The sequence below is a fragment of the Acinetobacter towneri genome (assembly GCF_001758345.1).
GTDB lineage: Bacteria > Pseudomonadota > Gammaproteobacteria > Pseudomonadales > Moraxellaceae > Acinetobacter > Acinetobacter towneri_A.
Map to the genome: position 1 here is coordinate 76507 of NZ_MKQS01000064.1, position 11679 is coordinate 88185.

Annotated in this window: 11 protein-coding genes; 4 read left to right on the plus strand and 7 right to left on the minus strand. The window is 40.7% G+C overall.

Annotated elements, in window-relative coordinates:
• Positions 1–75: 75 nt before the first annotated feature.
• Positions 76–1110, minus strand: coding sequence for a type I glyceraldehyde-3-phosphate dehydrogenase (locus tag BJN41_RS14435; RefSeq protein WP_019837625.1), 1035 nt, complete (start codon positions 1108–1110; stop codon positions 76–78).
• Positions 1111–1573: 463 nt separating this feature from the next.
• Here BJN41_RS14435 and alaS point away from each other — a divergent pair, with 463 nt between their 5' ends.
• From alaS to csrA, 4 genes are all read left to right on the plus strand, one after another.
• Positions 1574–4267 (plus strand): alanine--tRNA ligase, encoded by a 2694-nt coding sequence (alaS, locus tag BJN41_RS14440; RefSeq protein ID WP_171257448.1) that lies wholly within the window; start codon positions 1574–1576, stop codon positions 4265–4267.
• A 64-nt stretch (positions 4268–4331) separates the two neighbouring features.
• Entirely contained in the window at positions 4332–5612 is a 1281-nt protein-coding gene (locus BJN41_RS14445; protein WP_019837627.1) for an aspartate kinase, read from the plus strand.
• A 96-nt stretch (positions 5613–5708) separates the two neighbouring features.
• Complete coding sequence (locus BJN41_RS15220) at positions 5709–5912, plus strand: ACT domain-containing protein (RefSeq protein ID WP_413772613.1); 204 nt, start codon at positions 5709–5711, stop codon at positions 5910–5912.
• Between the two features lie 251 nt (positions 5913–6163).
• Positions 6164–6424, plus strand: a complete 261-nt coding sequence (csrA, locus tag BJN41_RS14450) for a carbon storage regulator CsrA (RefSeq protein WP_019837628.1) — start codon at positions 6164–6166, stop codon at positions 6422–6424.
• A gap of 155 nt (positions 6425–6579) precedes the next feature.
• Here csrA and rnhB read toward each other — a convergent pair whose 3' ends face one another.
• From rnhB to BJN41_RS14480, 6 genes are all read right to left on the minus strand, one after another.
• Positions 6580–7155, minus strand: a complete 576-nt coding sequence (gene rnhB, locus BJN41_RS14455; protein WP_070156051.1) for a ribonuclease HII — start codon at positions 7153–7155, stop codon at positions 6580–6582.
• A gap of 92 nt (positions 7156–7247) precedes the next feature.
• Positions 7248–7634 (minus strand): hypothetical protein, encoded by a 387-nt coding sequence (locus BJN41_RS14460; RefSeq protein ID WP_019837630.1) that lies wholly within the window; start codon positions 7632–7634, stop codon positions 7248–7250.
• A gap of 538 nt (positions 7635–8172) precedes the next feature.
• Entirely contained in the window at positions 8173–9186 is a 1014-nt protein-coding gene (locus BJN41_RS14465) for an adenosine deaminase (RefSeq protein ID WP_070156053.1), read from the minus strand.
• A gap of 97 nt (positions 9187–9283) precedes the next feature.
• Positions 9284–10606, minus strand: coding sequence for an NCS2 family permease (locus tag BJN41_RS14470; protein WP_026438181.1), 1323 nt, complete (start codon positions 10604–10606; stop codon positions 9284–9286).
• Between the two features lie 416 nt (positions 10607–11022).
• A complete protein-coding gene (locus BJN41_RS14475) occupies positions 11023–11202 on the minus strand; it encodes a hypothetical protein (protein ID WP_070156055.1) in 180 nt (59 codons plus the stop codon).
• Positions 11203–11409: 207 nt separating this feature from the next.
• Positions 11410–11679, minus strand: a 270-nt coding sequence (locus BJN41_RS14480) for a transposase domain-containing protein (protein ID WP_031970682.1), incomplete at its 5' end; no start/stop codon positions are given.

An 11679-nucleotide genomic window follows, 5' to 3' on the forward strand; every position in this document is an offset into this window, starting at 1 on the left:
GTGAATACGAATTATAAAGTTATTCAACACTATTACATGCTTTTTAGACTTTGTATATGTCTTTAAAAGTAGCGCTTACTCTACCCGCTGACTAAAAGATTCACATAAATCCAGTAACCGATTGGCATAACCCCACTCGTTGTCATACCAGGCAAAAACTTTGGCTTGATGTCCTACCACCATGGTTTGGCTTAAATCGACAATTAACGAATAAGGTGAATGATTAAAGTCACTCGATACCAAAGGCTCATCGGTCACTTGCATTATTTCGGCATAATCATGCACAGCCGCAGCACATAACACCTGATTCAATCTGTGCACCGTAATTGGTGACTGCGAAATAAAAGTTAAATCAATAGCTGCAACATTAATGGTTGGCACACGAATCGAATAACCATCAATCCGCTCTTCCATTTTTGGCATGACTTGTTTTAAAGCACCCAAGGCAGATGAAGTTGTCGGAATAATATTTTGTCCTGATGCGCGCGCACGACGTAAATCGCGATGCGCCTGATCCAATACAGTTTGATCGGCTGTCACTGCATGAATTTCAGTCATTAATGCAGTATCAATTCCGAAAGCATCATCAATAATTTTAACCAGTGGTACTAAAGCCTGCGTGGTGCAAGACACACTGGAAATAATTTGGTCAGTATTTTTGACTTCGTGATGATTGACACCATAAACAATCGCAGCATCTACAGTATCGAATGGTGCAGCGCCAATAATCACACGTTTGGCGCCCGCAGTAATATGCTGCGTTGCCGCCTCGCGGGAACGAAACAACCCTGTGCATTCCAATACCACATCTACATTTAAAGCTTGCCACGGCAACTGTGCAGGTTGAGCCTGATTCAACACCTGAACTTTTAATTGCGCCAAACCTGCAGAAATATTCAAAAAAATCTGTTCATTTTCAAGGCTAATTTCCACCTGCCCTTTAAAACGACCATGGGTACTGTCGTATTTAAATAAATGAACCAAGGTTTCTACATCGGCAATGTCATTTATGGCGACGATTTCAAAATGAAAGTCTTTGGGATTTTCAAACCAAGCCCGCAGCACATTGCGCCCGATTCTACCAAAGCCATTGATTGCCACTCGTTGCATGACCGATCCTTTCATAATGAAATCAAAATTTAAGCACAGACTATGTTAATAGATTTTGAGGCCTTACTGAAAAAAATCAGATCAATGCTGCGAATTTTCACGCAATTTGTTGTTTAATTCGGCAAATCAAAAATATCAGCTTTGACTTTCTAGCTTACATTTACGTTTTCTTAAATTTTGTATTCTACTTTATGGCAGTTCGGCATACTCCGTGACCTACAGTAAACGCTTATTTTGAATATAAATATTCATCATCTTCTAATGCAAAGATTTATTCTGCGTAATCGCAACCAAGTTTGCGTCAGAATTGTCATCTATTCACACTAAAATGATTGGTGATAGTGGCTTTTTCCGTTATAATTTGGCGTTTTTAAAATTTTAAGCCTGCATGACAGCAAAAGAATTATTTTTTGTCAGACTGTCTTGCATTTAGCCAAATCAGAATTTATGGAGTGACTTGGTTGTGAGTACTCGTTTTATGACATCAGCTGAAATTCGTGAAGCATTTTTGCGTTACTTTGAATCGCAAGGGCATACACGTGTCACATCGAGTTCTCTAGTTCCTGCCAACGACCCAACCTTATTATTTACCAATGCGGGTATGAACCAGTTTAAAGACTGTTTCCTAGGGCTGGAAAAACGTGATTATGTGCGGGCTGTATCGTCACAAAAATGTGTACGCGCAGGCGGTAAACACAACGATTTAGACAATGTCGGTTATACTGCTCGTCACCATACATTCTTTGAAATGCTAGGTAACTTCTCGTTTGGTGATTATTTCAAACGTGATGCAATTAAATTTGCTTGGGAGTTTCTAACAGGCGAACAATGGTTAGCGCTACCAAAAGACCGTTTATATGCCACGGTTTACCACACCGATGATGAAGCATTTGACATCTGGAACAAAGAAATTGGTTTAGATGCTTCTCGTATTATCCGTATTGGCGATAACAAAGGCGGCCAATATGCTTCAGACAACTTCTGGGCAATGGGTGATACAGGTCCTTGCGGTCCGTGTTCTGAAATTTTCTATGATCATGGCGATCATATCTGGGGTGGCTTACCAGGCACACCTGAAGAAGATGGCGACCGTTTCATTGAAATTTGGAACAACGTATTCATGCAGTTCAACCGCACTGCAGATGGTGTATTACACCCGCTTCCAGCACCTTCTGTAGATACAGGTATGGGCTTGGAGCGTATTTCTGCAGTATTGCAACACGTCAACTCAAACTACGAAATTGATCTGTTCCAGCACTTACTCAAAAATGCAGCAGAAATTATTGGTTTAGATACTACTGAGCTTGAAGCAACGGCACAGCAAACTGGTAAACCTGTCGACTACCCTGCTTCACTCAAAGTAGTTGCTGACCACGCTCGTTCTTGCTGCTTCCTAATTGCTGATGGCGTAAATCCATCGAATGAAGGTCGTGGTTATGTTTTACGTCGGATTATTCGTCGTGCAGTACGTCACGGCAACAAATTAGGCGCAACAGGTTCATTCTTCCATAAAATGTTGAAGCCACTCATTGAAGTCATGGGTGATGCCTATCCTGAACTTGCAGCACAACAAGCACGTATTGAAGCACAACTTCTGAAAGAAGAAGAACAATTTGCCAAAACACTTGAGCAAGGTTTGAAGTTGCTTGAGGGTGAATTAGCACAACTGAAAGGTTCCGTAATTCCAGGCGAAGTAGTATTTAAACTATATGACACTTACGGCTTCCCGACTGACTTAACAGCAGACATCGCACGTGAACGTGAATTGACCATTGACGAAGCAGGCTTTGAAGTTGAAATGGCAGCACAACGCCAACGTGCACGTGACGCAGGTAAGTTTGCGGTTGACTACAACTCAATTGTGAAAGTTGAGGGTGACACGCAATTTGATGGTTACGATGCGACTTCAGGCGAAGGTCAAATCATCGCCATCTATAAGGATGGTGAGCAAGTTGATGAAGTCGTTGAAGGTGATGAAGCTTTAATCGTACTCAATCAAACTCCTTTCTATGCAGAAAGCGGTGGTCAAATTGGCGATACAGGTATCTTCAAAAACGATACCGGTATCTTTGAAGTTCAAGACACCAAAAAATCTGGTGGTGCCTTTGTACATCAAGGTATTGTCACCATGGGCAGTTTAAAAGCTGCGCAAATCGTCGAAGCCATTGTAAAAGCAGACATCCGCGAAGCAACTGCGCGCAATCACTCTGCAACACACCTATTACACGCTGGCCTACGTCAAGTTTTAGGCGCACACGTACAGCAAAAAGGTTCATTAGTTGCTTCAGACATTTTACGTTTTGACTTTGCCAATGATCAACCTGTGTCATTTGAACAATTACAAGAAATTGAGCGCTTGGTCAATGCAGAAGTTATTGCCAATACCGCAGTTTCTACTGAATTACTGGATATTGAAGCAGCCAAAGCCAAAGGTGCAATGATGCTATTTGGTGAAAAGTATGGCGATGAAGTTCGCGTACTTTCAATGGGTTCTATTATTGAAGATAAAAACTTCTCAATTGAACTGTGTGGTGGTATTCACGTAAAACGTACAGGTGATATTGGTCTATTCAAAATCATTTCTGAAGGTGGTGTTGCGGCTGGCGTACGTCGTATTGAAGCAATTACAGGCAGCAAAGCTATTGAAGCTGTTCAAAAGACTGAACGTGACATCAACAGCATCAATGCCTTGTTGAAAGCACAAAAAGACCAGACTTTAGAAAAAGTGAATACATTGGTCGATACAGCATCTAGCCTTCAAAAGCAGATTGAACAGCTCAATCAAAAATTAGCGCACTTCCAAGCAAATGAACTTTTAAGTCAAGTACAAGAACTTGCTGGGCGTACTACGCTCATAACGACTGTACAAAATATGGATGCAAAATCACTGCGTAACTTGCACGACGGTGTAAAATCCAAACTCGACCAAGCAGTGATTGTACTTGCAGGTGTAGAGGGCGATAAAGTCAGCTTGATCGCTTCTGTTGCACCAGACTTTACTGCTACGATTAAAGCAGGAGACATCATCAAACACTTGGCGACAGAACTAGGTGGTAAAGGTGGTGGTAAACCTGATTTGGCACAAGGTGGCGCGCCACTTAACGAGAACTTTGCATCGGTGATGGCAGGTTTAACTGCTTGGCTTGCGGCAAAATAATCTCACTTTTTGTGTAACTGACCCTGCACCGGTAATTCAGGGTCATGGCTTATATGGAACAACTATGGCACTAATCGTTCAAAAATATGGCGGTACCTCAATGGGTACTCCCGAGCGCATTTTAAATGTTGCTCGTCGTGTGAAGCGCTGGCATGATCATGGCCACAAAATAGTGGTTGTCGTTTCTGCCATGAGTGGCGAAACCAATCGCCTACTCGCTCTCGCGAAAGCCATTACCGAAACCCCTGATCCGCGTGAATTAGACCAAATGGTGTCTACAGGCGAACAGGTGACGATTTCGATGTTAGCGATGGCGCTGAATTCTATTGGTGTTGAGGCAAAATCACTAACAGGTCGCCAAGTTGGTATTCAAACTGACAGCGCATTTACCAAAGCACGTATTGAATCAATCAATACCGATGTATTGACTGAAAACCTAGACGCAGGCCGTGTGATTGTGGTTGCTGGTTTCCAAGGTTTTGATGCCGAAGGTAACACCACTACTTTAGGTCGTGGTGGTTCTGATACTTCTGGCGTTGCACTTGCTGCTGCATTGAAAGCTGATGAGTGTCAAATTTATACTGACGTAGATGGGGTTTACACCACAGACCCACGCGTCGCACCAAAAGCTAAAAAAGTAGATCGTATTTCTTTTGAAGAAATGCTAGAAATGGCATCTTTAGGTTCTAAAGTATTGCAAATTCGTGCGGTTGAATTTGCAGGTAAATACCAAGTTCCTTTACGTGTATTATCAAGTTTTGATAATGACGATGATGGCGCATTCGACGAAGATTTTAAACAAAATGTCGGCACACTCATTACTACTGAATTGGAAGACAACATGGAACAACCTATCATCTCAGGTATCGCGTTTAACCGTGACGAAGCAAAATTAACTATTTTAGGTGTGCCTGACGAGCCAGGTATTGCATCTAAAATCTTGTCACCTATTGGCGCTGCCAATGTTGAAGTCGACATGATCATCCAAAACGTAGAAGAAGATGGTACTACTGACTTTACCTTTACCGTAAACCGCGGTGAACTTGCCAAAGCAAAATCAATTCTTGAAGCTACTGCAAAAGAAATTGGTGCGCGTGAAGTCGCGACACGTAGCGACATTGTCAAAGTATCTATCGTAGGTGTAGGTATGCGTTCACATGCGGGCGTTGCAAGCAAAATGTTTACTGCCCTTGCTGATGAAGGCATTAACATTCTCATGATTTCTACCTCTGAAATTAAAATTTCAGTAATCATTGAAGAAAATTACCTAGAGCTTGCAGTTCGTAGTTTACACACTGTATTTGGTCTAGATCGTGAAAGCGGCGAGTCTAGCGCACGCGCTTAATGACTCCCTGTCAGAAAATGTAATTGTCTGACAAATTTTGCGAAAAAGTACAAAAAATTAGAGCCACTATAGTTTTTTTTATAGTGGCTCTGTTATATTGAGCAATATGCTTTCATAAATTTTGACAGCGCTGTATCTTATAAAATAAATAATNAAGGCATTAACATTCTCATGATTTCTACCTCTGAAATTAAAATTTCAGTAATCATTGAAGAAAATTACCTAGAGCTTGCAGTTCGTAGTTTACACACTGTATTTGGTCTAGATCGTGAAAGCGGCGAGTCTAGCGCACGCGCTTAATGACTCCCTGTCAGAAAATGTAATTGTCTGACAAATTTTGCGAAAAAGTACAAAAAATTAGAGCCACTATAGTTTTTTTTATAGTGGCTCTGTTATATTGAGCAATATGCTTTCATAAATTTTGACAGCGCTGTATCTTATAAAATAAATAATGATACGTGCCGTAAAAATTTACTGGTTTTTTATTTGGTTGTGACTTTTAAATTGCTTTAAAAATCAATGCAGGTTTAGCATTTTGCAAGGAGATAAACATGCTGATTCTCACCCGACGTGTCGGAGAAACATTAATGATTGGGGACCAAGTCAGCGTGACTGTGCTGGGTGTCAAAGGTAACCAAGTTCGTATTGGGGTAAATGCGCCAAAAGAAGTATCGGTACATCGTGAAGAAATCTATCAACGTATTCAACACGAGCGTGCCATGCATGAGCATTTGCAACACTTAGATCAAGATTACCAACCTTCATTTGAAGAAGATAACTACTCGCATAATGACTTTGACGTTAAACGATGAAGTTTATTGAATATAAAGCGGCTCATTTGCCGCTTTAATTTTCTTGCTGAATGCTTTTTTTAAAACTTGCCCAATCTCTAAGTCGCTCGCTGATTCTAATTATATACAGAATCTTTTATCTACAACTCAGCAATAGATTTACTTTTAAGTTAATGTTATTTTTCCATCAATTCCAAAGCCTTACGCACAGGTGCAAAACTTCGTCGATGTGCCGCAATTACGCCATGCTGCGCAATGGCTTCAAAATGTGCTTTGGTTGGGTAACCTTTGTGTTTGGCAAAACCAAATTGCGGAAATGCTTGGTCAAGCAACACCATTTCACGATCACGCGCCACTTTGGCTAAAATACTGGCTGCCGAAATCTCTGCATGTAATGCATCGCCCCCAACAACTGCATCACACGACATTGCTAAACCTTGCGGAATTTTATTGCCATCGACCAAGACATGCTCAGGTTGAATAGACAAGGCTTCTACCGCTCGACGCATTGCCAATAACGACGCTTGCAAAATATTCAGTTCATCAATTTCGGCTGCTGATGCTTCTGCAATTGCCCAAGCTAAAGCTTTTTCCTGAATTTCAACAAACAACTTTTCACGCTTTTTTTCAGTCAACTTTTTAGAATCATTTAAACCTTCAATCGGGTTATTCGGATCTAAAATAACTGCCGCAGCGACAACAGAACCCACTAAAGGCCCACGCCCTGCTTCATCTACACCTGCAATTTTCATCATCTTTTTCCATAAAAAATAGGCTGAAATATTCAGCCTAACTCACGGTGGGCGTCATCACGGCGCCTTTTTAATTGTTCAGATTCACTAAATTATTTTACTGCTTCTGCCACACATGCATTAATGGTTCGAGATACTGCATTGCTCACAATAGTTGCACGGGCAGCAGGGTCAATTGCTGCAGTGGCTAAATCTACTGCTGTCACGTTTTGTGGTGCTTTTTCACTGACACAGCCACAAATTTCAGCTTGAACATTTTGCTTTTGCGTTGTTGTCATCATACGTGTCGCAGTGTGCCATGCAGGAATGTTATTCAGTTCAGTGACACATTTCGCGTTGATGGCAATTTTAATCGCCGCCATACCCAATTGTTGAGTTGCTGTCGGTGCAGTTGTCGTTCCTGTAGTAGTACCTGTAGTTGTGGTACATGCAGATAAGGACAAAGCGATAGGTGCAAATACAGCGAGTAGTTTTTTCATGGATATTTCCTGTATTTAATATTCAAGTCATTTGGATGAAACAATGTCGCTATTGTGCCTAAACTTGTTTGGCGAAGGAATAGCTTTTTGCAATTTCTACATTCGTGTGCTTAGGCTTAAGGTCATAGTGGGGTTCAGCCCCAGATTGAAACTTAAAACAAGATCAAAGGGGGCAATTTTGAATGCCGTTGACAACATATAGAAAAATAATTTAATCATGCAGAGCAAGGTAAGCTGATAAATGCAGGTTTATCGAGTAATGGGAGCGATCATTTTCTGGCTTAGTATCAATTGAACGTATCCATTTATATAGAAGATTTGCATTCTATCGATGTTGCAAAGCGACTGAAGCAATTGAAACATTCACTGCTTTACAAGCCTGAACAATTAGCTATTTAAATTCAGCGCGGTATGGCCTTCGTTTTTCGCATGAGAAATAATAGCTGTCTGGTTATTTGTAGACATTTATTTAAATCCTCACTTCGGTATTTAAGTGAGGATTAAATTTAGGCTTAGAGGACAAGTGCATAAGATGTGTTCAGTGGGTGCTTGCCTGTAATGTCTGAATTTGTTCAATCCATTTTTGCTTTTCTTCAACCGAAATAAATGATGCTTCAAAAGAGTTGATCGCCAATTGTTTTAATTCAGCATTGCTTAAATCTAAAGCTTGGCTAATTGCAACAAAGTTATCATTCATATAGCCACCAAAATAAGCTGGGTCATCTGAATTGACGGTTACTTTAACACCCTGCTGTAACAAACGACGAATATTGTGCTGTGCCATATCATCCACCACACACAACTTTAAATTACTCAATGGGCAGACCGTGAGCGGCATTTTTTCTTCAATTAAACGTTGCATTAACACAGGGTCTTCTTCAGAACGCACACCATGATCAATACGGTTTACTTTCAGTAAATCTAATGCTTCCCAGACATATTCAGCAGGCCCTTCTTCGCCCGCATGAGCAACGACCAAAAAGCCTGCTTCACGCGCTTTGGCAAAGACACGCTCAAACTTTGAAGGTGGATGCCCGACTTCGCTTGAATCCAAACCTACTGCAATAATTTGGTCTTTATAAGGTAAAGCCTCTTCTAGCGTAACAAATGCAGCATCTTCACTTAAATGACGCAAGAAACACATAATTAAATGTGAACTGATGCCTAATTTTGTTTGTGCATCTTCGCAAGCACGTTGTAAACCATTAATCACGGTTGCAAATGCCACACCACGCTCGGTATGGGTTTGCGGGTCAAAAAACATTTCGGTATGTACCACACGGTCTTCAGCACATTTTTCAAAATACGCCCAAGCCAAATCGTAAAAATCTTGCTCATGCACCAACACTTGTGCGCCTGCATAATAAATATCTAAAAAAGACTGCAAGTTATGAAAATTATAGGCTTGTTTGACTTCTTCTACAGACTGATAAGGGATGTCAATTTGGTTGCGCTGCGCAATAGCAAACATCAATTCTGGTTCAAAAGTACCTTCAATATGCACATGCAGTTCTGCTTTAGGTAATGCTCGGATTAGCTCAAGTTGATTCATGTTCTGTCCTTTTTGCTATTGAATGGGAGAGTTTTAAAAACTGATCAAAATAAAAAAGGGTGCAAACTGAGTTTACACCCCTTTTCCGTTTAAAATATTAACCGCCAAACATGGCAAATTTTAATGCCCAAAGTACAGCAATAATCCAAACCATATAAGGTACAGATTTCGCTTTGCCTGTGAGTAGTTTAATCAGCGCATAGCTAATAAAGCCCATGGCGATGCCATCGGCAATGGAATAGGTAAATGGCATGAACACGAGGGTTAAGAAGGCAGGTACTGCTTCGGTAATGTCATCCCAATCAATATGCACAATGCCCTGAATCATCAATACACCCACAAATAACAAGGCAGGTGCTGTTGCAAAACCAGGTACCGATTGCGCGAGCGGCGCTAGAAATAAACAGGCAATAAACAACAAGCCAACAATCACTGCGGTTAAACCAGTACGACCACCCGCTGCAACACCTGCAGATGATTCAATATATGGCGTTGTTGAAGATGTACCCAATGCCGCACCTGCTACAATGGCAGAAGAATCGGCAAAAAGCGCTTTTTTCAAACGAGGTAATTTACCATCTTGTAACAAGCCTGCGCGGTGTGAAACACCCACTAAAGTGCCTGTAGAGTCAAATAAATCGACCAAGAAAAATACGAAAATTACACCAATTAAACTTGCTGTAAATAGACCTTCAAAGTCCATCTGCATAAAAGTAGGTGCAATAGATGGAATTTCACCAACCACTCCTTTAAATTCGCTTAGACCTAAAGCTGTTGAAATCGCAGTTAGCACCAAAATACTGATGATAATTGCACCACGCACTTTAAAGTGATGCATCACCACCACCATTAAAAACCCCAATAGCGCTAAAAGTACAGTGGGTTGTTTTAAGTCACCTAAGCCCACCAAAGTCGCAGGATTATCGACAATAACACCAGCATTTTTAAGTGCGATTAAAGCAAGGAATAAACCAATACCACCGCCAATGGCTAATTTTAATGACATAGGAATGGCATTGACAATTGCTTCACGGATTTTAAACATGCTAATGGCAATGAAGATAATCCCTGATACAAAAACTGCAGCCAAAGCCGTTTGCCAAGGCACTCCCATGCCTAAACACACCGAGTAAGTGAAATAGGCATTTAGCCCCATGCCCGGTGCCAGTGCTATTGGGTAGTTAGCAACAATTCCCATCACCAAACAGCCAATTGCTGCGGCTAAGCAGGTGGCGACAAAGACAGCTCCATGATCCATTCCTGTTTCAGATAAAATCATTGGATTGACAATAATGATGTAACACATAGTTAAGAAGGTGGTTACACCCGCCAAAATCTCGGTACGGAATGTAGTCTTGTTTTCGCTTAATTTGAATAAGCGCTCAAGCATTCCTGCTGAGGATGGATTAGGAGTCGTCATGACCTAGCCCCTGTAAATAAACTTAATTTGCAGCATGACTGAATTTTAAGTCAGCACTTAAAAGCCTGTGTCAGTTGCAACAATGGATTTGCCCAATAAGCATGTAAAATTACAAAAAAAAGATAAACTTAATTCACAATCAAGCATTTGATTTTATCAAAATCAAAATTTCGGAATGCTAAATAAAAAAGCCGCATAAATTTTATGCAGCTTTATTCATCTTTTTTACTTCAGGCACTCTCAAAAGTAATGCAATTGAGTTGTGATGAAGCAGTTTCAATTGGCAAATTATATCATAGGGATTTTTTTTAAATTCTAGTTTTTTGAATTAAAGATAAAATTTTACGATAAAGTGAACCACACAAAAGAGTGATGAATAAGACAATTACCAGACAGCATGTTAGAAATTTCTACGTTTATTCTGTGACTTGCAAAGCGTGAGGTGTAGCGACTTCTGTTTTTTCTAGCGATAAATTTGCAGATTCTGTCAAAACTTGGTTCAGTTCTGCCTGCTTTCTCGTTTGCTCTTCCAAGTAAACAAGATAACCTAATAAAACGACCAACACCACCAAAATTAGTACAAGATTGTGTTTCATATCATTTACTTTTAGTGAACAATTTTAATACATAGTATCAAAAATTATGTGCAATGTAACTCTTAATGTACCCACATCAAAATTCGCTCATGAGCCATTAACTTAGCCCCCATTGCGCCATTGTCTGATTGAGGTTTTGAAAATGTTTTCAAGAGACATAGAAAAATGTTGTTGCAATGTAAGCGTCCGCTGAATCCCATACCAATTTTAATTCGATTTAGGTTTCCAGCAGTGTGGCAGTAACTCTTCAATCTGGGTCACTTTATGTGTCGGCAGCCTTTTCAGCACATCACTTAAATAGGCATACGGATCCAAGCCATTCAGCTTTGCTGACTGGATTAACGTCATGATGTTTGCCGCTCGCTGACCACTGCGCAGCGAACCTGCAAACAGCCAGTTCTTGCGCCCCAACGCCCAGGGACGCATCTGATTCTCGACCCAATTATTGCAAATAGGTAGATTGCCATCATCCAGATA

Bases quoted from the DNA above. Each gene is read 5' to 3' on its own strand.
- BJN41_RS14475 (WP_070156055.1), bottom strand. From the start codon at position 11,202: ATGAAACACAATCTTGTACTAATTTTGGTGGTGTTGGTCGTTTTATTA.
- BJN41_RS14465 (WP_070156053.1), bottom strand. From the start codon at position 9,186: ATGAATCAACTTGAGCTAATCCGAGCATTACCTAAAGCAGAACTGCAT.
- csrA (WP_019837628.1), top strand. From the start codon at position 6,164: ATGCTGATTCTCACCCGACGTGTCGGAGAAACATTAATGATTGGGGAC.
- BJN41_RS14460 (WP_019837630.1), bottom strand. From the start codon at position 7,634: ATGAAAAAACTACTCGCTGTATTTGCACCTATCGCTTTGTCCTTATCT.
- BJN41_RS14445 (WP_019837627.1), top strand. From the start codon at position 4,332: ATGGCACTAATCGTTCAAAAATATGGCGGTACCTCAATGGGTACTCCC.
- BJN41_RS14435 (WP_019837625.1), bottom strand. From the start codon at position 1,110: ATGCAACGAGTGGCAATCAATGGCTTTGGTAGAATCGGGCGCAATGTG.
- BJN41_RS14470 (WP_026438181.1), bottom strand. From the start codon at position 10,606: ATGACGACTCCTAATCCATCCTCAGCAGGAATGCTTGAGCGCTTATTC.
- rnhB (WP_070156051.1), bottom strand. From the start codon at position 7,155: ATGAAAATTGCAGGTGTAGATGAAGCAGGGCGTGGGCCTTTAGTGGGT.